The 23,493-nt window shown below is 46.2% G+C and carries 22 protein-coding genes; 15 read left to right on the forward strand and 7 right to left on the reverse strand.

Annotation, left to right across the window (positions count from 1 at the left end; all coding sequences use genetic code 11):
• Positions 1–51 precede the first annotated feature (51 nt).
• Positions 52–1,773, reverse strand: coding sequence for a Na+/H+ antiporter NhaC family protein (locus ACXAGP_RS15400; protein ID WP_475262450.1), 1,722 nt, complete (start codon positions 1,771–1,773; stop codon positions 52–54).
• A 145-nt stretch (positions 1,774–1,918) separates the two neighbouring features.
• Here ACXAGP_RS15400 and ACXAGP_RS15405 point away from each other — a divergent pair, with 145 nt between their 5' ends.
• A complete protein-coding gene (locus ACXAGP_RS15405; protein WP_475262451.1) occupies positions 1,919–2,773 on the forward strand; it encodes an MBL fold metallo-hydrolase in 855 nt (284 codons plus the stop codon).
• Positions 2,774–2,822: 49 nt separating this feature from the next.
• Here ACXAGP_RS15405 and ACXAGP_RS15410 read toward each other — a convergent pair whose 3' ends face one another.
• Positions 2,823–3,173: a VOC family protein gene (locus tag ACXAGP_RS15410; RefSeq protein WP_475262452.1), complete on the reverse strand. Its 351-nt coding sequence runs from the start codon at positions 3,171–3,173 to the stop codon at positions 2,823–2,825.
• A 47-nt stretch (positions 3,174–3,220) separates the two neighbouring features.
• Here ACXAGP_RS15410 and ACXAGP_RS15415 point away from each other — a divergent pair, with 47 nt between their 5' ends.
• From ACXAGP_RS15415 to ACXAGP_RS15445, 7 genes are all read left to right on the forward strand, one after another.
• Positions 3,221–3,712, forward strand: coding sequence for a GNAT family N-acetyltransferase (locus ACXAGP_RS15415; protein WP_475262453.1), 492 nt, complete (start codon positions 3,221–3,223; stop codon positions 3,710–3,712).
• Between the two features lie 204 nt (positions 3,713–3,916).
• Complete coding sequence (locus tag ACXAGP_RS15420; RefSeq protein WP_475262454.1) at positions 3,917–5,191, forward strand: efflux RND transporter periplasmic adaptor subunit; 1,275 nt, start codon at positions 3,917–3,919, stop codon at positions 5,189–5,191.
• Between the two features lie 40 nt (positions 5,192–5,231).
• Positions 5,232–5,933: an ABC transporter ATP-binding protein gene (locus ACXAGP_RS15425; RefSeq protein ID WP_475262455.1), complete on the forward strand. Its 702-nt coding sequence runs from the start codon at positions 5,232–5,234 to the stop codon at positions 5,931–5,933.
• 9 nt (positions 5,934–5,942) lie between these two features.
• Entirely contained in the window at positions 5,943–7,301 is a 1,359-nt protein-coding gene (locus ACXAGP_RS15430; RefSeq protein WP_475262456.1) for an ABC transporter permease, read from the forward strand.
• Positions 7,302–7,312: 11 nt separating this feature from the next.
• Positions 7,313–8,518 carry an ABC transporter permease gene (locus ACXAGP_RS15435; protein WP_475262457.1) on the forward strand — a complete coding sequence of 402 codons (1,206 nt, stop codon included), beginning with the start codon at positions 7,313–7,315 and terminating at the stop codon, positions 8,516–8,518.
• A 146-nt stretch (positions 8,519–8,664) separates the two neighbouring features.
• Positions 8,665–10,008, forward strand: a complete 1,344-nt coding sequence (locus tag ACXAGP_RS15440) for a sigma-54-dependent transcriptional regulator (RefSeq protein WP_475262458.1) — start codon at positions 8,665–8,667, stop codon at positions 10,006–10,008.
• A gap of 24 nt (positions 10,009–10,032) precedes the next feature.
• The gene (locus ACXAGP_RS15445; RefSeq protein WP_475262459.1) at positions 10,033–11,346 is read left to right on the forward strand and encodes a sensor histidine kinase; all 1,314 of its coding nucleotides are present in this window, start codon (positions 10,033–10,035) and stop codon (positions 11,344–11,346) included.
• Here the strand turns inward: ACXAGP_RS15445 and ACXAGP_RS15450 are convergent.
• Positions 11,330–12,358 (reverse strand): serine/threonine dehydratase, encoded by a 1,029-nt coding sequence (locus tag ACXAGP_RS15450; RefSeq protein WP_475262460.1) that lies wholly within the window; start codon positions 12,356–12,358, stop codon positions 11,330–11,332. The genes ACXAGP_RS15445 and ACXAGP_RS15450 overlap by 17 nt on opposite strands.
• A 259-nt stretch (positions 12,359–12,617) precedes the next feature.
• On the opposite strand from ACXAGP_RS15450, the gene ACXAGP_RS15455 reads away from it, so the two are divergent.
• Positions 12,618–13,427 (forward strand): hypothetical protein, encoded by an 810-nt coding sequence (locus tag ACXAGP_RS15455; protein WP_475262461.1) that lies wholly within the window; start codon positions 12,618–12,620, stop codon positions 13,425–13,427.
• Positions 13,428–13,460: 33 nt separating this feature from the next.
• Here the strand turns inward: ACXAGP_RS15455 and ACXAGP_RS15460 are convergent, their stop codons facing one another.
• Positions 13,461–13,913, reverse strand: coding sequence for a PH domain-containing protein (locus tag ACXAGP_RS15460; RefSeq protein ID WP_475262462.1), 453 nt, complete (start codon positions 13,911–13,913; stop codon positions 13,461–13,463).
• A gap of 127 nt (positions 13,914–14,040) precedes the next feature.
• On the opposite strand from ACXAGP_RS15460, the gene ACXAGP_RS15465 reads away from it, so the two are divergent.
• Both ACXAGP_RS15465 and ACXAGP_RS15470 read left to right on the forward strand, forming a co-directional pair.
• Positions 14,041–14,274, forward strand: a complete 234-nt coding sequence (locus ACXAGP_RS15465) for a DUF1289 domain-containing protein (protein ID WP_475262463.1) — start codon at positions 14,041–14,043, stop codon at positions 14,272–14,274.
• A gap of 132 nt (positions 14,275–14,406) precedes the next feature.
• Positions 14,407–14,697, forward strand: a complete 291-nt coding sequence (locus tag ACXAGP_RS15470; RefSeq protein WP_475262464.1) for a nitrate- and nitrite sensing domain-containing protein — start codon at positions 14,407–14,409, stop codon at positions 14,695–14,697.
• A 19-nt stretch (positions 14,698–14,716) separates the two neighbouring features.
• Here ACXAGP_RS15470 and ACXAGP_RS15475 read toward each other — a convergent pair whose 3' ends face one another.
• Together ACXAGP_RS15475 and ACXAGP_RS15480 are read right to left on the reverse strand one after the other, a co-directional pair.
• Entirely contained in the window at positions 14,717–15,667 is a 951-nt protein-coding gene (locus ACXAGP_RS15475; RefSeq protein WP_475262465.1) for an MBL fold metallo-hydrolase, read from the reverse strand.
• Positions 15,668–15,854: 187 nt separating this feature from the next.
• Entirely contained in the window at positions 15,855–17,567 is a 1,713-nt protein-coding gene (locus tag ACXAGP_RS15480) for an ATP-binding protein (RefSeq protein ID WP_475262466.1), read from the reverse strand.
• Between the two features lie 343 nt (positions 17,568–17,910).
• On the opposite strand from ACXAGP_RS15480, the gene ACXAGP_RS15485 reads away from it, so the two are divergent.
• Positions 17,911–18,690: a substrate-binding periplasmic protein gene (locus tag ACXAGP_RS15485; RefSeq protein WP_475262467.1), complete on the forward strand. Its 780-nt coding sequence runs from the start codon at positions 17,911–17,913 to the stop codon at positions 18,688–18,690.
• The gene (locus ACXAGP_RS15490; RefSeq protein WP_475262468.1) at positions 18,641–19,549 is read left to right on the forward strand and encodes a type 2 periplasmic-binding domain-containing protein; all 909 of its coding nucleotides are present in this window, start codon (positions 18,641–18,643) and stop codon (positions 19,547–19,549) included. Before ACXAGP_RS15485 ends, ACXAGP_RS15490 begins: the two co-directional genes overlap by 50 nt.
• A 75-nt stretch (positions 19,550–19,624) precedes the next feature.
• Here the strand turns inward: ACXAGP_RS15490 and ACXAGP_RS15495 are convergent, their stop codons facing one another.
• Entirely contained in the window at positions 19,625–21,835 is a 2,211-nt protein-coding gene (locus tag ACXAGP_RS15495) for a S9 family peptidase (RefSeq protein WP_475262469.1), read from the reverse strand.
• 142 nt (positions 21,836–21,977) lie between these two features.
• Here ACXAGP_RS15495 and ACXAGP_RS15500 point away from each other — a divergent pair, with 142 nt between their 5' ends.
• On the forward strand, positions 21,978–22,616 hold the full coding sequence (locus tag ACXAGP_RS15500; RefSeq protein ID WP_475262470.1) for an NAD(P)H-binding protein: 639 nt from the start codon (positions 21,978–21,980) through the stop codon (positions 22,614–22,616).
• Positions 22,617–22,619: 3 nt separating this feature from the next.
• A complete protein-coding gene (locus tag ACXAGP_RS15505; protein ID WP_475262471.1) occupies positions 22,620–23,396 on the forward strand; it encodes a tRNA1(Val) (adenine(37)-N6)-methyltransferase in 777 nt (258 codons plus the stop codon).
• Positions 23,397–23,493: the final 97 nt, after the last annotated feature.

Below are 23,493 nucleotides of genomic sequence, written 5' to 3' on the forward strand. Positions count from 1 at the left end.
CTAATTTGCCCTCTAAGTCTCGTTTTTTATGGCTTTCTCGGCAATTTCAAGTCACACCAAAAACAGGGTACTCATAGTCCATAAAATGGCGGCGCCAAAAGCGGCCATACTGGCGGGGACAATTTGTGTTTTCACGTGATCCATCAGGTCACACCCTGTGGTCATGGCGCTGAGGATGGTGGTATCCGAAATCGGCGAGCACTGATCCCCAAACACACTTCCATTGAGCACGGTGGCAAAACAAATCATCATAAATAACTCTGGATTAGCCAGCGCCTGTGCATCGGCAATAGCCCATGCCAGTGGCATAGCCAAGGGAAATGCAATGGCATAAGTGCCCCAGCTCGTTCCCGTAGAGAAGGCGATTAACATAGTGAGGATTTGTAAAATTACCGGCAGTGCCCAAAATGGCACCTGCTGCCCTAACAAATCCACTAAAAACAAGCCGCCGCCGATTTCTTTGCTAATGCCACCAATGGTAATGGCCAGCATCAGCACCACGGAGGCAACAACAACGCCTTTCAAACCATTGCCAAAGCCATCCATGATATTGCCCAAGGTCATGCCTTTTAAAAGTGCCAACGCGACACATAGGCCAAGCGCCGAGCCGAATGCCCAATGAATTTTAGGTGATCCCAAAAATACAAAGGTGAGCACGGCCACCAACAACAGCGTGACTAAAGGTAAAATAAACTCCATTGGCGAAGAGCGGTAATTGTCGGGTACTTGTGGTTCGTGCAATTCTTTTGCGCTAACTGGTTTTGCACCGGGGGCATCTAACTCACCAGTGTCCTGGCTACGCTGCCATGCGGTTCTTAAAGGCTTTCCGGCAAAGTTAAAGTAGTTAAGGCTCACAAGTAGGGTACCGATTATCGCCAAAATGGCGTAAAAGCTGAAAGGAACGCTACTAAAGAAAAACGCAATGCGGTCTGCTTCGGTTGCTAAGAAAGCTGCGCCGGGCACAAAAATCAAGGCTTGCACATAAGCGGGCCAGGCATTAAAAGCAATCAGTGATGCGATGGGGGAGGCGGTAGAGTCTACGATATAGCTCATTTCTTCGTGACTCACCTTGGCTTTATCGGCCATAGGTTTAACCGTAGTACCCACAAGCACGGTACTCATAGTGCCCCCCTGGAAAAACAGTACCCCTAAACACCAGGCGATAAATTTCGCTGAACGTGGACCTTTAACAAAGTGACGAGTCATATATTCAGCAAAAGCCTGGGCAGCTCCGGTTTTAGACCACATGCCCAGTAAGCCCCCCAGCAACCACAAATACAATATTAGAATCGCGGCTGCATTGTCGGTGCCGACACTGGGGATCAATACATCACCGGTAATATCGAATTTACCCAACATAATCGCGCCTACTAAAATGCCACTGAGCAGTGCCGCAACCGGTTCTCGGGTTAACAGACACATCAAAATCGCCACAATTGCCGGTAATAGCGACCAGGCCCCCAGATGATAGTCAGCCTTGAGCATTACGATGTTTTGCGGATCGCTATTGAGGTAAACCCACTGGGTTTTTACCTCAGGTGCTTCTGAAATATTATCCAAGGCTGCCTGGCGTAAGGGGGAGGACTCGTATGCAATCGCCTGTGGAACGATTTTCTGTTTGCCCCGTTCAATGTAAACCGTTTGGTTGTTGTCGTTCTGGAAAATATCATAGCTGAGGCGCTGCTCTTTCCATGTCGGAGGTACAGCAAAAAAGCAATATATGGCTGCAGCCAAAGCCAACAAGAAAAATAACCCCGCGGAGTTTTTGTTCATTGCTTTGAAGGAAAAATTCACTATTACCGAGCCTCTTTCTGGTTGATCAAAATTTCAGGATTGCCACTATACAGAATATGGTAAACAATTGACCTTATAAATTGCTTAACGAGTGCCTTCGCGCTTCAAAACTCAGGAACAGAATATGAAAAAAACGCTTATTGCTATGCTGGCTGGACTCATTGTCGGGCAAGCGACAGCCCACGATCGCTTTGAGAATGTCGAAATTAAAGCGTCAAAACTCTCTGACTCAGTACACATGCTCACCGGCGCTGGCGGGAATATCGGTGTTTCAGCGGGAGACGATGGCGTGTTGGTGATTGACGATCAGTTTGAAGAGCTGGGACCGAAAATTCGCGATGCCATTAAGGCGATTTCTGATAGCGAGATTCGTTACCTGATCAATACCCATTATCACGGTGACCATACAGGCAGTAACGCCTGGTTCAAAGACAACGAAGATGTCACCATTTTTGCTCACGACAATGTGCGCGTGCGTCTTATCGGCGACAACAAAGTCTCAGGTAGCGCTTTGCCGGTGGTGACCTACGAGCAAGGCGTGAAATTTCATCTCAACGGCGATGTGATCCACGTCATTCATACGCCTGCCAGCCATACCGACGGCGATAGTTTTGTCTGGTTTGAAAAGCAAAATATCATCCACGCTGGCGACATGCTGTTTAAAGACTGGTTCCCCTATATCGATTTGGATGGTGGCGGTACTATCGAAGGATATATGAATACTTTGCAGGCAATGATTGATGCCTCAAATGATGCCACCCAAATTATTCCCGGACACGGTCCTTTAGCCAGTCGTCAGGATTTGAAAAACTCACTTAACATGATCAAAATCACGGCAAAAGAGATTAAAGCACGCAAAGACGCCGGCATGAGTATTGAAGACGCCGTTGCTAAAGGTTTGGGGAGTGAATGGGCCAGTTGGTCTTGGGATTTTATTACCACTGAGCGTTGGATTAAGACTCTTTATAACGGGCAGTGAGCTAAACGCTTTATTCGAAAGGACACGCAAGTGTCCTTTTTTCTTTTCGTTATTCAGACCAAACGGCGTATTCATTGCCTGCGGTGTCGGTGAAGTGAAAACGTCGACCACCAGGAAATGAGAATATGGCTTTGATTATTGTGCCGCCAACTTGTTCGACAATGGCTTGGGTGTTTTCCAGATCTTCGCTATACAGCACCAACAAAGGGCTCCCTGCAGCGGTTGCAACTTTGTGTTCGGAAGCGAAAAATCCACCATCAATACCTTGAGCGGTGAAACTCGAATATCCCTCGCCGTAATCGATGAACTCCCAGCCAAAAACATCTCTGAAAAAAGTTTTGCTGGCAGCAATGTTTTGGGTGGGAATTTCTATATAGTTAATATTATGATGTCGATTCACGTAACAATCTCTGGTTGCTTTTTTTGGCCAGTTTAAGGCATAAACTAATGCAAAGCTATCAATCTCAACAAGCCAACTTTTCTCATGTTCAACAGTTGCAAAGTTGGTTTGCCAATGAGCAAGAGTTAATCATCTGGGGAGGACCAGGATTGAAGTTTGGTCTTAGCTCCGATGAATTCGCGCAACAAATTAAACTATCAATTTTGGCCAGCCATGTGTTAGTCGTGAGGGATGAAGTGTTGGCATTTGGTCAGTTTTATGTGCGATTGGGCCGACATCATTTCGGACGTCTGGCGGTGGCACCTCAGCACCGAGGTAAACGCCTCTCGTACCATTTAATTGCTATGTTGGCGGATAAGGCGAGGAATGTTCAAACTGGCAACGGTTATTCGCTTTTTGTTTGGCCTGACAATGCCCCCGCCATCCGCACTTATCAAAATATTGGCTTCAACTTTGCTCCTTATCCACAACAGATCCCCGAAGGCTTTAGCACATGCTTGTACATGACAACTGAATCGCTCCTGCTGCCAGCCGGGTAAGCTGCCTCTTTCATCAATTACTACCGTTATATTTAGCTGTTCGGGCAAACGAATAAGCGAACACATAATGTGTTCGAACACCTTGTTAAAGTGATTAAATTCTTTAAAAACAATATGTTATGTTTTGGCCTTGTTTTTGCTGTGTAGAGAAGAAGCAATACGTGAGCTTGTTATTGAGCTCAAAGCAAAACAAGGATTCCTGCAATGTTAAGAGATACCTCCGGCCAAGATAGGGTCATAGTCAGAAACGTTTCTGGCAAGCGCAAGGTTGTGCTTATCAGCTTCCTGGTGATAGGGCTTGTCGTGGCACTTATCGCCAGTATGGTGAAGTTTAATCAGTTGTTTGCCTCAGATATGTCCATTGATGCCGAACGACTGCGGTTTGCACAAGTGATTCGGGGCGATCTATTGCGAGATATCGCCGTGCAGGGAAGAGTCGTGGCGGCGAATAGCCCAACACTCTACGCCAATTCAGGCGGCATTGTTACATTGCACATTAAAGCCGGCGATACCGTTGAAGAAAACCAGGTATTGGCTGTGGTGGACAGCCCGGAGTTAAAAAACCAGCTCGCCCAAGAGTTGGCGACGCTGGAACAGCTGAAGTTAGAAGTAGGGCGTCAAAACATTCAAACTAAAAGCGCGCGACTGAATAATCGCCAAGCTATTGAAGTGGCCGATGTGGAGCTGGAATCGGCGCGTGTTGAAAAACAGCGAGCTGAAATAAGTGTCGCTGACTCACTGATAAGCCAACGGGAGTTTGAAGAGAAAGTCGCGGAATATAAGCGAGCGTCTTTAGTGCACAAACACGCCACTGAAAACTACGCTATTCAGGAAGAAAATATGGCGCTGGAACTGCAGGGCATGCAATCACAATTGGCGCGACAGCAGCATGTAGTAGATGAACTGAATCGACAAATCGCACAGCTGACCCTTACGGCACCTACCAGTGGCGTCATCGGCAGTGTTTATGTGCGAGAAAAAGACAATGTCGCCGCCAATAGCGCGTTGATCACCGTAGTGGATTTAAGTGTCCTGGAAATTGAAGCCGCGATCCCGGAAAACTTCGCGGATGACATGGGGGTGGGCCTGGCTGCCATGATCAATGTAAACGGTACTGAGCTAGCCGGACAGTTGGTTGCCATCTCGCCTGAAGTGAGTAATGGCCAGGTGGAAGGGCGCATTCGATTCAACGAACAATCAGCCCAGAAACTTCGCCAGAATCAACGGGTGAACGCCCGCATTCTGATTGAATCCAAACAAGACGTGCTCAAAATCAAACGCGGTGAATTCCTGGAATCCAGTGGTGGCCGTTTTGCCTACCGTGTCCAGGACAAGAATGCTCATCGCCAGCCGGTGCAATTTGGCGCCCGCAGTATTACCGAAGTTGAAGTGCTCAGCGGTTTACAGGAAGGGGATACCATTATCATCTCCAACACCAGTCAATTCAGAGAACAAAGTCAGCTTTATTTGATTAATTAGTTGGCTAATTAGAAGACACATATTATTACGAGGAATCAACATGTTAAAAATGGAAAATGTCAGCAAAATTTATCGCACTGAACTTATCGAAACCCATGCACTGCGCAAAGTCGATTTGCACATTAAGGCGGGCGAGTTTGTGGCGATCACCGGGCCATCGGGATCGGGAAAAACTACGTTTTTGAACATTGCAGGTTTATTGGAAACCTTTGAAGAGGGTGACTATTACCTTGATGGACAAAATGTACGGGGCATGACCGATAACCAGCTGTCAGACCTGCGCAACGAAAAGATTGGTTTTATCTTTCAGAGCTTTAATCTATTGGCAGACTTACCCCTGTATCAAAACATTGAAATTCCCTTGCGTTATCGCGGCTTATCCCAGACTGATCGCAAACAGCGCGTAGAGCAAGCATTGGAAACGGTGGGACTTGCCTCCCGCGCAAAGCACTTACCCACGCAACTTTCTGGTGGACAACAGCAACGTGTGGCCATTGCTCGAGCCATTGCCGGCGAGCCCAAGTTCTTACTTGCCGATGAGCCTACAGGTAATCTGGATTCATTGATGGCCCAGCAAGTGATGGAACTGCTGGAGAAGATTAATCAAAGTGGCACCACCATTATCATGGTGACCCATGACGACAAGTTAGCCAGACGTGCCCACCGCAACATCCAGATTTTTGACGGTCAGGTTAGCGATATTGAATACAGCGTCACCGACGAAATTGTAAAGAGCGCCTAGGAGAGTCTTATGTTTAGATATAATTTCTCGCTGGCCTTGGCGAGTTTGCAGCAGCGTCCGGGACTGACATTTTTGGTCGTGCTCACCATGGCCATTGGGTTGGGTCTCTATACGACAGTGCAAACTATGGCGTATTACAACAGTAGTGTGCCTATTGCTCACAAAAGTGAAAATGTATTTTTGGTGCAAATGGACAACCGAGAGCAATCGGCAGAACCCATCACAGAACAAACGCGCATGGTGAACACCACCTATAAAGACGCCATGAACTTGAGGCAATGGGATGTGCCCGGTGTGGATAGTTCTATCAACTGGAATAGCAATGGTGTGATCAATGTGTTGGACAACAGCGTGCCCGCTATTCGCTCCGAAATTCTGGCGACAGACAAACAATTCTTCACCATGTTTGAAACCCCGTTTTTGTACGGCAGTGGTTGGAGTCAAACAGAAGACGACAATGGGGCGGGAGTTATCGTGATCAGTCGCGCCATGAACGATCGCTTGTTTGGTGGCGAAAACAGTGTCGGCAAAGTGCTGCGTGTGAACACGCTAAACCTGAAAGTCGTGGGCGTGATGGCGGATTGGACTATTACTCGGCGCTTTTATGACCGCAGTTTTGCGCCGGGTTATTTACACGAGTTTTTTGTACCGTTTAGCTTTGCGCTGAACAATGACCTGCCGCGCAACGCCAGATTTGAGTGTTGGGCAACGGAAGCAGAGCAGAGTCGCCAATTCCGCAATGAAAACCTCGAGCAACTGCTGAGCTCCGAGTGCAGTTGGATTAGTTTTTGGACACAAGTGCCTGATGATCAGATTAGCGCTTACCGCGCTCAAGTGGGCAATTATATTGCAGCGCAAAAAGAGCTGGGGCGCTTTCCTCGAGAGTCACAATATTACGTGACGGATCTGCAGGAGCAAGTGGCTTATTACGGCAGTCGCAACGGTTATATCAACACCTTCAAGATGATCTCCGTGCTGTTTTTTGCCGTGTGTTTGCTCAATGCCGTAAGCATCTTATTGGCCAAATTTATTCGTCGCAGTCGAGAAGTGAGTTTACGCCGCGCGCTGGGCGCAAGAAAAGCCACCATCATTTATCAATATGTCCTTGAAGTGATATTGCTAGGCGCCATGGGCGGCGCACTGGGTATCCTGATTTCTAAGGTTGGCCTATGGGGCATGCTTAATATACGACTTTATGCCGTTGACTACACCGTCACAGCAGAAAGCATTGCTCATCAGTATCAGCTTAATTGGCTGCTGATTGGTGAAGCCTTTCTTACCAGCATTTTGTGTGCACTAGTGGTGAGTATGTATCCAATATGGCGGGTATGTAACATCTCCCCGGCCACCCAATTAAAAGCAGAATAGGAGAGAGTAAAATGGAAATTAAAGCCATTCTCTTGAGTTTAAAACAAAACAAATTTATGGCATCCATCATGGTATTGCAGATTGCTTTTACCATGGCGGTTCTCAGTGTTTCGGTGTTTCTTGCGGCAGCAACCATGAAAGAGTGGAACCTGCCTTCGGGTATTCCCCATGATGACATTATTCGTGTTACCCCCAGGTTTTATGATGAAAATGTCAATGTATCCGCGGCGGTTGTGGAAGACCTGGAGCGGCTGAGGAGGGCACCTGGCGTGGTTGCCGTAACGCCATCGGATCAAATTCCCTTTGCCGCCGAAGATGTGCGCGAGGTATACCTTTCAACTGAAGAGGAAGCACAGTCTTATCAGAGCAATATCTTCAGTGCGGATGAGCACCTGATGACGGTACTGAATTTGAATGTATTGGAGGGCCGTTCCTTTACTTTTTCTGATGTCATCACGGACGCGGATATGCCTGCCAGTGAAGTGATGGTGAGTCAATCAATGGCAAACGCACTGTTCCCCGAAGGTAGTGCGCTGGATAAAACCGTATGGCTCAATAAAGGCGCGGATGCGGTTAAAATCGTAGGTATCTACAGTGATTTTATGAACGGCGAAACATTGAATTACTATGGAAAGTCCTATCAAACTATGATTCTTCCTCGCTCGGTATGGCAGTACGGTGCTGAGCCCCATTACCTTATTCGCATGGAGCCCGGCACGGCAGCGCAACAATTGGAGGATATCGCTACGACTTTTTATCAGGATCAAGGGCGGTATTTGGCCAAGTATGAGGTGCTTTCTCGAATTCAAAAGCGTATGTATGACGGGCGCGGTAGTCGCGCACTCACCTTCCTTGTGATCAGCTTGGTGCTGGTACTCATTACGTCATTTGGGATTGCCGGATTTACTTCGTTTCAGGTGAATCAACGACGCAAGCAAATAGGTACGCGTCGTGCGCTGGGAGCCAGAAAAAGCGACATCATGGCGTATTTTTTAACGGAAAATAGCGTTATTACCTTGTTTGGTTTGTTGTTGGGAACGGTGGTAACCCTGGTGTTTAGTTTTGAGCTATCCATGATTGAACAACAAAACATCTTAGATTTTGTGTTGCTGCTTGGGATCGCCTTGCTATTGTGGCTGATTAATATCATTGCGGTGTGGATACCTGGTCGTAGAGCCGTTAAAGTACCCCCGGCCATCGTAACTCGCGGTGCTTGATGGATAACCGCAAGTTCGTTGGTTGTCGCAGAATTGTGCTGTGCCGCCAAACTGTGCAGTGCAGCCAAACTGTGCAGTGCAGCCAAGCCACGCGGTTTGGCTCTACAGTGTATAAATCGAAATAGAAGAATGAAACAGGAGTTCCAATGCAAGCCAGAGTATTAGTCATAGATGACAATGCGGATGTCGCTAAGGCTATTAGTGTATTGCTGCATCTCAATCACATTGAGACACAACATGCGGCAACACCTGAAGACGGGTTGAAAGCGCTACAAGACAGCCATTTCGATCTGGTGATTCAGGATATGAATTTCACTAAAAATTATACCTCTGGCGAAGAGGGTATTGCACTGTTTCAACAGATACGAGACCGTTTTGCGGATATACCCATTATTCTCATCACTGCCTGGACAAGCCTGGAAACCGCAGTGCAACTGGTGAAATCCGGCGCCAGTGATTATTTAAGCAAGCCCTGGGATGATGACAAATTACTCACCACCATTAACAACCTGTTGGAGCTTTCGCAGCTACAGCAGGAGCAAAAGCAAGTGGCGGTTGAGCGGATTCGTCAACGAGATGCGTTAAGTCAGCAATTTGATTTGTGTGGCATCCGTTATCAAAGTGAGGCAATGGCTCAATTGCTCAGGATGACTACCCAAGTGGCAAACTCAGATATCGCTGTCTTGATAACTGGCCCTAATGGCGCGGGTAAGGAAAAAATCGCTGAGATATTACAGGCCAATTCGCCTTCCAAAGACGGCCCTTTTGTGAAAGTTAATGTCGGCGCATTAACGCCGGAGCTCATGGCGGCTGAGTTGTTTGGTGCGGAAGCAGGCGCTTACACCGGTATCACCGAACGCCGCAAAGGACGTTTTGAACTGGCCCACGGCGGCACGCTGTTTTTGGATGAAATAGGCAATCTTTCTATGGATGGTCAGATTAAGTTGCTGAGGGTATTGGAAACCGGTGAATTTCAGCGCATTGGTGGCAACGAAGACATCAAGGTCAAGGTGCGCATTATTAGCGCCACCAATACTGATCTGCCCGCGGCTATAGCACAGGGCACCTTCAGGGAAGATTTGTATTATCGACTGAATGTGATTGAATTAAATTTGCCGCCGTTGCAACAACGAAAAGCAGATATTCTACCACTGGCCGAGTTCTTTCTGGCAGATAAGGCCAATCTTAGTAGCGAAGCGGCTGCTGCATTAAAGCATTATGCATGGCCCGGCAACGTTAGAGAATTAAAGAATGTGATGCAACGGGCCTCTTTGTTGTGTCAGGGCAATCAGATCCAATTGTCAGATCTGGGGCTGGAGCTTGAAAAACAGGCGGAGCGAGCTTTATCAAAAGATGAAGACTTAACAGCCGAAGATATCCGCCGCGCGATAGCCGAGTCGGGTGGGGTTATCGCCGATGCGGCGCGTTTACTTGGTTTGGGACGTTCAGCCCTGTATCGACGCATGAAAAAGTTTGAAATTGATCTGTAGCGGGTGAGATTCAGGGAAAACCCAATGAAAAAGTCTTTCTACTGGCATCTTTACCTACAAATCGCAGTATTGATTGTATTGTTTGGTGCCAGTTTATCCTATATCAGCCAGGCATTTGAGCATCCGGGGCTCTGGATGTTGAGTGCAACATTGCTCGCCTTGGGGTTGTTTGCCTTGCTACTCAGGCACGCGATGCGCCCACTCACTGACATGCTGCGCTCGGTGAATGATGGTGTGAGCGCGTTTCAAGAAGAGGATTTTAGCCTCACTATCCATAAAAATGGCTATCGAGATATTGAGAATATTGCCAGTCTTTACAATCAAATGGCGGCAATACTGCGCTCAGAACGCATGAATATTTTCCAGCGTGAGTTGTTATTGGATAGTGTTATCCAGTCAACCCCGGTGGCAATGTTATTGGCAGATGGTCGCCATCGGGTGGTGTACAGTAATCACGCCGCTAAACAGTTGTTGAAAATCCAGAAATCACCAGAGGGTTTTGCCATCAACGAGCTGGTGGCCCAATTGCCCGGTGCATTGCAGCAGGCTGTGCAGCGCCAGCAAGATGGACTGGTAACCTACATGGATGACGACCAAACGTTGGTGTTTAACGTTAACTTTCAAAAGTTTAGCCTCAATGGTCAAAGCCATACCCTATACCTTTTTAAAAATCTCAGTCAGGAGATGGGGCGCAAAGAAATTGAGTTGTGGAAAACGGTGATCCGGATGATTAGTCACGAGTTGAATAACTCGCTGGCGCCGATTTCTTCATTAACTCGTTCAGCCCGCCGTATTGTAGCAGAGCCTGAGCATCTTCACTTACTCAATGATGTGTTGGAAACCATCGACCGACGCAGTCAACATTTAAGCGGCTTTATCAAGCAGTATGCGGAATTTGCCAAAATGCCCCCACCGCAAATGGACAAAGTGGACCTTCAGCGCTTTTTTGAGCATTTGAAAACATTACTTGATGTTAACTGCGAGCTCTCGGTTCATACTCCTCATGCTCGCTTTGATGCGGCGCAGATTGAGCAGGTACTGATTAACCTGGTTAAAAATGCCAGAGAGTCCGGGTCCGAGGAGAATGCCATTGGGTTTACGCTGTCTCAGCAGGCGAGCCGTTTAGTATTTGTGGTGTTTGATCGTGGCCCGGGTCTCAGCGTTGAAGAGTTACAACAGGCATTATTGCCATTTTATACCACCAAAGAACAAGGCTCTGGCATTGGTCTGGCATTATGCAATGAAATTGTCGCAGCCCATGGTGGCAAGTTGCGACTGTATAATCGCGACCACGGTGGGCTGTGTGTTAGCTTTGAGTTTCTCATGCAAGACGAGTGATAGTATCCATTACATAATTTGCCATCGACGGTGGCACATTCAGATAGTCTTCCTGCCAGATTTGTGACATCTTTTTCTGGTCAATGTTTCCACCCGACAAAATCACCAGACAGCTTTGCGGCTGACTGGGTTTGCTGTCTCTTAACCAATTGATTACGGCTTCCATAGTCATGGCGCTAGTCGGTTCAACATGCAATTTTAGTAGATGCTGTAACCATTGTGTCCAATAGGCAATTCGTTGTTCTTCTACTTCATAAAATCCATCGGTTTGCTGTAACAGCGGGAAAGTATTCTGTCCCACTGCTGGCGTGGCTGCACCATCGGCAAGGGTATTGGGTGGGCCGTCCAATGATTCGATTTTTCCCGAGCGCAGCGAGCGCGCCGCGTCGTTGGCATTGAGCGGTTCAGCGCCAATCACCTGAATGTCTTCATTATAACCTTTAGCCGCCAATAAGGTACCTGAGAGCAAGCCGCCACCGCCACAAGGGGCAAAAACAGCGTTAACCTTGTCTTTCACCTGATGTAATGCCTCGTAACATGCGGTGCCTTGGCCCGCGATTATATCGGGGTGATCGAAAGGTGGGATCCACATGGTGCCGGGTTGCTTTGCCGCTTCCTGCACGGCAGCGTCGGCCTCCAATCGCGTAGCAAATTTTACTACAGTGGCACCGTAGGATTCCGTCGCAGCGGCTTTGACTTTGGAAACAGATTCTACTGTGTAGATGGTAGCGGGTATATTAAACGTGGCCGCGGCATAGGCTATGGCTTGTGCGTGATTGCCGGAGCTATTAGCAACGATGCGCTCAGGTAAGGCGTTGTCTTGCTGTAATTTTGCCAGCACATTATTGGCTCCGCGAAATTTGAAGGCTCCCGTTTTTTGCAGGCATTCAGCTTTAAATAAGATGCGATGACCCAGCCACTGATTTAGTAACCTGGACTCCATGATGGGAGTCTGGTAAACCGTATCTTTAATTCTGCTATAGGCATCGATAATCGCTTGGTGATCCAGCACTCTTGTTCCTTGGTTGGAAAAAACAGGCAAAAATTTATCATAGCTTTTCATATTCGCCTAAAACAGACAGCGCAAAATCACAGTTTGATACACCTCGCCTTATTGTTGCCACTATTTGTCGCAATTGAGCATAACTGAGCATGGTAACTGCTGGTGATAAACGTTAAGATGGTGACAATTAAGCGTGAGCTATGTGCTCTACGTTATGTTTCAATGTTCCAGTCAGAGAGCAGCCAGTTTTGGCTTGTCGAGAGAAGGTATGTCGACAGATAAATTTGATAATGTCCCCAGAATTGTTCTGGAAAAAGAAGACAGGGATTCATTTCAGCGCACTCGCGCCGCCCAGAAAACTAAACCTGAGCCCACGCCGGAAGCCGCTCCACCTGCTAAATCATCGGGCGGACTGATACTTCTGGTGCTGCTGGTGGCACTCGGTGGCTATGGAACCAGTTATTGGTTGTATACCGAACAGCAAAAAACTGTTAGGCAACTTACCGATGCCGGAGAACGAATTTATGAACTGGAGCGCAAAATTTCTGCTACCGGTGAAGAGTTGGATCAGTCTGCGGTTGCTTTGCGTGTGCAGGTAAATGAGCTGAAAGATAAAACCGATGTCTTATGGCAGGAAATGGATAAGCTTTGGGCTTCAGCCTGGCGTCGTAACCAGACCGAAATTAAAGAGCTGCAAACTCAAACTAATAACGAATTCAGGACGCAAAAAAGTACATTAACTGCGATGCAATCTGACATTAGCGATTCCAATACCAATATGGCCGTTATTCAGGAGCAGGTGAATCAACAGTTGGCAAAGGCGCAGGAAATTAATAGCTCGTTAGAAGCCGTAGTGAAGCAACGGGCAGCATCCGAACAACAGATCCGCGATATGGGAGATCAGGTTGCAACAGTGGCGCTTCGTATTGAAGCGTTAATCGAGCGAATTGACGAGTTGGAATCCCTCAAACAAGAGGTCTCTAATATCAAAAGTCAAACTTCTGCCCGAACACAACCACAACCGGTGAACACCGGTGGCACCGCTGCTACTAACCAAAACGGCACGCCTACAGGCTAAACCGCAACGAATTTTCCAGCACCAAGGCCGGTATCACGCCGGCCTTCTGATATTATTACAACGCTTTCTCAACTCCTTGATAAACAAGTCTCTTCGCTCAGGTGAAATTAAAATGAACGATTTGGCGTAGCTTATTTTGATGCGTCGAAAAGAGAGTGCCGGAGAAGATAATGGACTCAGGCTGCGTTTGATGTCCTTGATGTCTTTGTAATAGACTTTTTGGTGTATCAACTTGCCACATTTAATTTCCAGGTAGTCTGGATGTAGCGTGTATTCGCAGGGCCATATCAGAAACCACAAGGCGCAAAATGACAGAACCAAAATAGCTGAATAGGTAAAAATGTCGGCAGGCTGCAAGCTTGCCGCCTGATTTTTCACAAATGTACCTATTAGCAAGATGGCAGGCAATAAAAAGAGTAGCGCAGCCATAAACCACCAATCTATCCTTGAGCGCCATTTCGAATTTGAATAATTTAAACCTTTCATAATAGAAATCCTTCCTTAAAATGAACGAGTAAAAATTGTACCACTTTGAATGTGTCTGTGGTGAAGGAAGTCGAATGGTGAAAAAGTTGATATGCTAGTGCTTCAGAATTGAGGAGTAACGACTTTGGTGAAAAAGCCTATCAGCAGACCGATTGATCCTTGTCAGGCTGTCTGTCGTTTTAATGAAGACGATGTATGTATTGGATGCTTTCGCGAGCGTGATGAAATCAACAACTGGCGCTTTATGAGTAACGAACAAAAAGCCACAGTTGTGGAAAGAGTTAAGCCTAAAATTAAAGCCAGACTTGAAGAAGAGAAACAGCAAGGCAGAATGCCCGCGAATCAGCGCTTTCGCTACTGAGGCCCTTTATTTAAAGCCTTATAGAGCGATATCAACTCATACTTTAGTTTGAACTTCTGCATTACATTTTGCTTGTTGGGCAAATCATTGCCACAGTGCGCATTGGTGTTTGCAATCAACAAAACGGTTTGTATGACAAAGTTTATATCCCGCTATTTAAATCAACTCATTTTGATCCCTTCAATCATTATCCTTATCGCTACCTTAGTGGGGCTGACGGTGAATTGGAGTGATTACTCCAAAGCCGTGCAGTCGCAAACGTTGGTTCATTATGTGCGGGTTTCCATGGATCTGGTGCATGAATTACAAAAAGAAAGGGGAATGTCGGCGGGCTTTTTAGGCTCTGGCGGACAACATTTCCGGTCAGAACTGCGCAGCCAGAGAGACCTCACCAATCAGCGTTTCAACGATTTTAAATATTAATTGGAATTGGTATTAGACATCAGGACTTGTTATCCATAGATTTGTAAATCGTTTCCACCAGGTACGCCAGATTCCTGTCAAAATCTTTGTATTGTTCTCTATACGTAGGCCCAAAGCTTTGCTCAAACGATGCGGTTATCTCGGGTAGTGACGTTTGAAGCTCGAATCCCTGTTTAATATGGGCCAGTGCAGCGGTTAAAAAACGAGAGTCTCGCGTAATACTTGCAGTATCAGTCGCGGCACCATGGCCGGTTAACACAACGCCAGGTTGTAGTTCCAGAACATTATTCAGAGTAGCAATTAACCCTGCAAGATCACCGTGATGGGTCATAATGGGCAGCCATTCAGAACTTAACACATCGCCGCCGATAATCACTTCCTCTTCAGGAAGCCAGATTAAGAGGTCGCCGGGAGAATGACCGTCATCGGCAAAAATAAACTCCACTGATAGATTACCCAAAGAGCGAGTTTGTTGTTCGAGGATGTGCTTGTCAGGAATAACAATGGCGCTGTTACCAGTTTGCCCTTCAGTCATGCGGTTGAAGGCCTTTACCACAAAAGAGGCATCGGCTTGCATCTGCTTGGTACTGGCTTGAGTTGCAATCATTTCCACATTTGATCCTTCAAATGCGCCATTACCCAACCAATGGTCAGCGTGACTATGGCTATTCACTAGCCAGCGAATGGGTTGTTTGGTAACGGTTTTGATGGTGTTGATGATTCTTTTACCAATTTTCTCCGAAGAGCCTGAGTCAATAACCAGAACGCCATCACCCGTGACTACAAAGTGACTGTTGGAGTTCCAGCCTTGGTTTTCTTTTGAAGGCAGCCCGTAGTGGGGAGAAATGATGCTATAAACGCTATCGCTCACTTGCTGTACCGGAAGTGTTTCTGCTGACTCATTTGCTTTAGTGGATAACGAAGCAATCGATATGAGTAACATCAGAATTGCGAGGTTAATCTGTTTCAAAGTAAATCCTTTTGGTGTGTATGAATTGGTTTTGCAGTGTTATATCCGGTAAGAAAAAAAGCACAAATGTTTTGAGGTGGAGTTGTCATTTAGGAGGGTGAGCAACAGTTTGATCTCGCATAATTAAAATATTCGCGAAAGTTTCCGGACACCTGTAGGCAGCCTCCAATGTTGTTATTTAAGTAATTTATTCGCCAGTGTTGGCAAGGTGAGTGGTCAATGTTTGATACAAATCTCGCAGTTCAAAAGGTTTGCCCAGATAGCCTGAAAAGCCCAATTGCTTATACTCTTTGATATCTTGCGACATGACATTGGCGGTGAGAGCGATAATGGGGATTTCAGGGGCTATTTTATGGATGATGGCAAAGGCTTGTTTACCATCCAACACAGGCATCTGAATATCCATCAGGATCAGATCAGGATGTTGCCTATTAACTTCATCAATCGCGATTCTGCCATTGTCAGCAAAGCGTAATGTCGCGTTTGTCGATTCCAGCATGGAGCAGATAATTTCCTGATTGATGGCGTTATCCTCAGCGATCAGTATCTGTTTACCTTGTAAATCCGGTTGCTGCTCATCAACGCTCTTCGTGCTTATATCGGTTTCATTTTCTACCCTTGTTAAGGGTAAGAACACAATAAAGCGCGTTCCTTTACCTTCAGTGCTGGCAACACGAATATCGCCTTGCATCAATGAGATCAGGTTTTGTGTAATGGACATTCCCAGCCCGGTGCCACCAAACTTTCGGGTGATAGACGCATCAGCTTGAGAAAACCGTTCGAATAGTGCTTTAACCGCTTGTTTAGACATACCTATTCCAGTGTCTTGCACCTCAAAAATTAAGCCGGATTGCGCATCTCTCTGAGCTTTTCGAAGGGCAATGGAGACACCACCTTGTTCGGTAAACTTTACTGCATTGGAGACCAGGTTCATTAATATTTGGCGGATCCGCACCGGGTCGCCAAGCCATGTTTTAGGCAGTTGCTCGTCCTGACTCAGTGTGAGGCTAATATGTTTCTCCGAAGCCACCGGTAACATGTCTGAGAGCACTGATTGTGTAACGCTCTCCAGAGCAAACGGAATATGTTCAATGTCTAGTTGTTGAGCTTCAATTTTTGAATAATCTAAAATGTCATTAATGATGGTGAGCAAGGATTTAGCTGAGTAGATAGCTTTATCTATCAGTTTGCTGTCCTTCTCTGTTTGCTCTTCCCGCTGCAAAATCTGGAGTACGCCCAATATGCCGTTCATGGGGGTTCTGATTTCATGGCTCATATTAGAGAGAAATTCACTTTTCGTTTTGGATGCTTCTTCGGCTTTTTCTTTCGCTTCAGCAAGGGCCAGATTGTTGCGTGCGATGTTGTTTTTGGTGCGCTCTAGTTTTCGGGCGTAGCGGCTATTAAAAAAGCCCACGTTAAAGCAATACAGATACACACTAAGGGCAGCAATGATTTGCGCCATTACCGAGGTGCTACTTGACACCTCGAACCCCCACAATAATCCGCCAGCAAGGCAACCCACAGCCAGACTTAAAATGGATTTGAAATAGAATCTGAGTCCTCCCACCATCAGGCCATTTAAGGTGGTTACTATTAATAAGGCAAACACAACCCAAACCTGAAATCCGACGGCGGCACACCATAATCCGTAAAACAAGGCATCGAGATACAGGTTTAAAAATTCAGCGTGATTTTTTGACGGTGATAAGCGCCCGTGTAGACGCGCCAGGTGGGGCCAAAGCAGACAATTTGCAAAGATGAAGAAGGTAACCCAAGGGGAAAGCGTCGGATAATAAACCGCGATGAGCATCGCTGCCATCATTAGGTAGCCAATGATTCTTGGGGCATACATCCTTTTTGAAAGCGACTTCCCTGGCTTTTTTAGGGCATCAGATCGCATCTTATATTCGCGTTAACCTGGGCTGAAAAAGTTAAATTTATTGATACTTAACGTCAAAGAGAAAGTAACTCGGTCCTTGGGTAGATCCATTCGATTGGTGACCAATAATTTACAACATTTCGTCATAAGTTAAATATTTTACTCCAGCCTAAATGTTTTTTGAGAATTTAACCAGTGCGCCAGACGGTTTACCGTTATTCATCTCAATCAAAGATCGTAATGGCGAAAATTAATATGAAAAATCCATTGCTTGAACTATCGTTTAAAGAGATGAGGTATAATTGAAATCAACTGAGTTTAATTTTCTATAAGAGCCAGCCCAAAAGCTGAGGCTATCATCATAATGTTATACGCTAGTATCCGAAAAAAAGTGCATCTCATCGGATTGAGTTTTTGTCTCTTTAGCAGTGTCAGCTTTGCTGAGGAATTGGTATTGCTGACTCATCACTTTCCACCCTACAATTTCGTTAAAAACGACAAATTTGTTGGTATAAATACGGAAATTATCAGCAAGGCACTCAAGGAAGAAAACCTTGCTTTCAGGATAGAGAATATTAATTGGGCCAGAGCACAACAAATCGTGCAAAGTACCCCTGATACTGCGTTACTGGCCGCCGGGCGTAATGTGGAACGGGAGCATAAGTATGCATGGGTTGGACCACTGGTGTCCTCTACGCCTTATCTTTTTAAACTGAGTTCGCGTGACGATGTCAGTGTTGACTCATTTGCTGATTTGAAGTTCTACCGCATCGCTTTAACCCGACGCGGGGTTATGGTGCCAACATTTAAAAAACTGGGACTTAAGGTTCCTGAAAACCTTATTTTAGTTTCAGGTGCTGAAGAAACTTACGGTATGCTATTTCAGAAGCGCGCTGATTTGATCTTGGGATCAGATTTGACCATGCCTTACAACCTACGTAATTTGGGCTACGAACTCACGGCCCTTGAACCTGTGATTCAAATAGATTACGAAGGTACAGGCAATCATCTGGCCCTACATAAATCCTATGCTGCTGAGAAAATCGAGCGCCTAAATGCCAGAATAGAGAAAATGTGGGACAGTGGAGAGGTGGATGCGATTATTAATAGCTATCGCCTACTGCCCAAAACGAAAAAAGACTAAGTGTTTGAGTCAGCTAGTGAAGCAATTATTGTGCTTTAATCGAATGGGCAGTCAATACTTCACTGCCCGAATAAATGCACCGGCAAATGCAAAAGCCTCGCGGGGCTTGTTTCTGAGCTCCTTAATCACACTTACTCAGCGTGCAAAACTTTTCATTTTGTCATTTTTCCTGGTTGCGCATACAGAAGCGGCAACTTACCATTTTGTTGCTATTGAACATTTGGTAGAGCAAGAAATTGGCAAATTATTGCTTCCGCGGATTTATGAGCGTGCGGGGATAGAAATCACCATAACGTCGTTGCCTGGCAAGCGCGCTGAATTTGAAGCAACCTCAGGTTTGCGTGACGGTGAGATCATGAGGATTTTTAGTTATGGCGAAGAGAATCCAACCGTGCTGCGAGTGCCGACCGCTTACTACCAGCTACAAACTATGGCCTTTACCAGAGACGGCACGGGGATATTGATACAAAGCCGAGATGATCTCAGACATTACTCGATTGCTAAAGTAAGAGGCGTCAAGCATACCAACCTCATCAGTGAAGGATTAAAGCAAGTTTCAGATGTCAGCAATACAGTAGAAATAATGCGACTGCTGGAACAAGGGCTGGTTGATGTTGGATTGACCAATACCCTCGATGGCGTGATGACCATTCAACAATTGGGTTTAAACGATGTCTCTCCCCAAGGAGCTCCCTTGGCCACGCTTAACCTTTACCATTACATCCATCAAGATCACCAGGAATTGGTTGCTATTATCGATGAAACAATCAGGCAACTCAGGGATTCTGGAGAACTCGCTATAATGATCGCTGAAGCAGAAAACCAGATCATGTTGAGCTATAAGCTGCAGAATAATTAGTGAGCAGAAGACCCCATGAAAAAAGCCGCTGGAGAATGAATTCGCCAGCGGCTTTTTGGTGCTTTATTTCAGCTTTTAACGCAAGGTGCGATCAAAGAAATTGGTAATGGTATTGTACAAATGTATTCCGGTTTGTTTACCTCTGATACTGTGTTTTTTACCCGGGTAATCCATTACTTCAAACGGAATGGCCAGATCCTGCAAGTGTTTGTACAACATGGTGGAGTGGGTGAATAACACGTTGTCATCTGCCATTCCGTGATAAATCAACAAATCACCTTTTAAATTTTCTGCATAGGGAAATACTGATGAGCGAGTATAGGCCTCAGGGTTAGTGGTGGGGTTACCCATATAGCGTTCGGTGTAATGAGTGTCGTACAAACGCCAGTCAGTGACTGGGGCGCCAGACACACCTGCGGCGAAATAGTCAGGCTCTTTAAACATGCTCATTAACGTCATGTAACCACCGTAGCTGTGGCCATACACACCAACTTTGTCTTTATCTACATAGGGCAGGGTATGTAAGAATTTCACACCCGCCACCTGGTCTTGAACTTCGATTTCCCCCATGCGTTCATGAATAGGATCTTCAAACGCCTTGCCACGGTAATTGGAACCGCGGTTATCAACGGTAAATACCACGTACCCTTTATCAACCCAATGCTGCATTAGCAGTCCACGGTTCCCATACCACTTGTTTTGTACTATTTGAGCGTGTGGCCCACCGTATAAAAATACGATAGCAGGGTGCTTGCCACTGATTTCTTTGGGTGTCCACATTCTGTAGTGTAGCGTGACGTCATCCTGGGTTTTGATGGTACCGAATTCAGGCTGCACCCATTGCTCCTGATAAGCTGCCAGTGGGTGACTGTCGTCAATGGCATTTTCGCTTAGCCAGGTAAGGTGCTCCCCAGACGCTTTGTGCAGACTTACTTGAGGTGGCGTATTGATGGTAGAGAAGTTATCTACGTAAATGCTGGCGTCTTTTGAAAAAGCAATGGAATGAAAACCGGAACGTTGGCTCACCTTGGTTATGTCACCGCCCTTTAACGAAACCTTGTAAAGGTGACGCTCAACCGGCGTATCTTTGCGACCGGTGAAGTAGATTTGCCCGGCTTTTTCATCAATGGCGGCAACAGAATCCACCACCCAGTCACCGGAGGTCAATTGTGTAAGCTGCTTGCCTTTGTTATCCATCAGGTAGAGATGCTTAAATCCATCTTTCTCTGAGGCCCAGACAAAAGCATCCTGCTTTTTGAGGAAGTACAAGTCGTCGTGCAAGTTAATCCAGGTTGAGCTATTTTCCGTCAATAGAACCGATACCTTATTGCTAACGGTGTCGACGACTTTGAGTTGCAGTTGCTTTTGGTCGCGACTTTGCTGCTGGAAGCTAAATTGTTTGCTGTTATTGAGCCATTTACCGCGGGCCAGATAGATATCTTGCTCTTGTCCCAGGTCTACCCATTGGGTTTGTTTTGTGGCTACATCATATATTGCCAGTTTTACAGTAACATTGGGGGTACCGGCACGGGGATAACGCTGTTGTACAACCTTGACATTGTCTGCGTAAATTTCGGTGCGAGTGATGATATCTACCGGCGATTCATCAACCCGGATAAAGGCAATTTTAGATTCATCAGGTGCTACCCAGTAGCCAGTCATGCGGCTCATTTCTTCTTGCGCCACAAACTCCGCCATGCCGTTTTTAATGGCGTTGCCACCATCCGTGGTTACCTGAGTCTCTTCACCCGTGGCGATATTTTTAAGGTACAGGTTTTGTTCGCGAATGAAGGAAATGAAGGTGTTTTTGGGTGAAATTTTGATGTCTGTCTCAAAGCTTTCCGTCTCTAAGATTTGTTGCGCTTTAGCGCTGCCCATGGGGTAATACCAAGCATCTCCTGCCAGAGGGAATAACAAGGCTTTGCCGTCACTAGACCATTGATATTCCATGATACCCGTGCCGTATTCGCGACGGCGCTCTCGGCGGGCTTTTTCTTCATCGGACAGCTCTTCTTTACCGGAGTGCAAATTGTCGGCGTCAAATAATACCTGGGTTTTACCGCTTTCAACGTTGTATTCCCAAAGGTCGTAGCGTTCGTAATCGCTTACCTTGCCCTGAATAAAAGTAACTCTCTGTCCATCGGGGGAAACTTTCAATTTGGCTGGTGCGCTGCCTTCAAGGGCGGGAGAGGAAAATATTCGTTCAATACTGAGTTTTTCTGGCGCTTGCGCATGTACCAAAGTACTGCTCATGATCAGGCCAGAAAGCAGGGTGAGTTTTTTCATGCTTCAGAGTATCCTGTAGGCAAATTTAGTAGTGGATCTGGAGTGCTTCATATTAAAGTTGTTGTTCAGCGAATAATATGGTTAATAAACCAGCACAGATCAGTAAAATCAGCAATATATTGCATTATGGCTAAGTTATAACATGCGAGCACAAAACCACAAAACCGCTTTGTTACTAGGTGCGACAGGATTAGTCGGTCAGCACTTACTGACTTTGTTACTGGATGACCCCAGGTACGACCGAATTATTTGTTTGGTGCGCACTAAACCCACTGGGGAATATGCCACCATGAGCAGCGCCGGTAAGTTGCAGTTAGAAGTTGTGGACTACGAAAATTTGTCAGCTTGTAGCTCGTATTTTGGTGCTTCACATATCTATGTATGCCTCGGAACTACCATTAAAAAAGCGGGTAGTGAGCAGGCGTTTCGCCGGGTAGATTACGATTACGTGCTGCAGGCAGCACAGTTAGCTAAAGCCGAACATGCGCAGAGCTTCGCGTGGATATCCTCTGTTGGTGCCGACGCCACCAGTTCCAATTTTTATTTGCGGGTTAAAGGTGAACTGGAAAACGCCATCGCCAACATGACTGAATTGCATGCTAAACCGGTTCAGCCTTCGCTATTGCTGGGTGAGCGGGATGAATTTCGTCTTGGCGAAAGGTTAGGTGTTTGGCTCAGTCCGCTATTATCCCCTCTAATGCTGGGTTCCTTACGCAAATATCGCCCGGTCCACGCTATTGACGTCGCCAGACAAATGATGGCCTTGCAGCTGTGGGACTAATAGATGTTCCGCTGTAAACGATTTACGGTTGTGCAAGATAAATGTGCCATGAAAGTGAGCACCGATAGCTTATTATTGGGCAGTTGGTGTCAGCCGGGAGCCGCGAACACAATACTTGATATTGGCACAGGAACGGGCATTTTGAGTTTGATGATGGCACAAAAGAGTCATTCAAATTGCCAGATTACGGCTGTCGAAATTGATAGCGATGCCGCACTTCAAGCACAAGATAATTTCCAGGCATCACCATGGCCAGACAAGATCACTTTACATCATGCAAACTTCGCTAGCTGGTGGCATCACAACCGCCAACAATATGATGTGATCCTCGCCAATCCGCCGTGGTTTGAGCATGCGCCCTCTGCTGCTCATAACGCCAGCAATCAGCAACGGGATGCAAAGCGCACCGTGGCAAGACAGCAAAGTCAGCTCAGTCTGGAGTCATTGTTTCAGTCAGTGGCGACACTATTGGCCAGTGCTGGTCATTTTTATTTGGTATTGCCGACTTCAGCTGAATCTCAGGTAGAAATGCTGACAGAAAAGCTTCACTTTGAGCTATTAGCGCGACTGGACGTAAAAGCCACGCCAGCTAAGGCACCCTACTGTCAACTGTGGCATTTAGGTGTTCAGAGCGCAGAATTAATCGGGGATGATGTCAGTTCTGGTCCAGAAAAAAGCCTCAACGACGAAAGCATTCAGGAAATAATCATCCGGGATGATACAGGTGATTACACCGATGCGTATAAAACATTGTGTCGAGATTTTTATCTGAATTTTTAATTATAAAAAAGCGTTTTTAAAAACTGATTCAACTTAAACCTTTCGCACATAGCAGCAGATAACCTAAGTAGGAAATAAATCCGTTACAAATTTCGGA

This window comes from Planctobacterium sp. AWM4_229 (genome assembly GCF_056160305.1).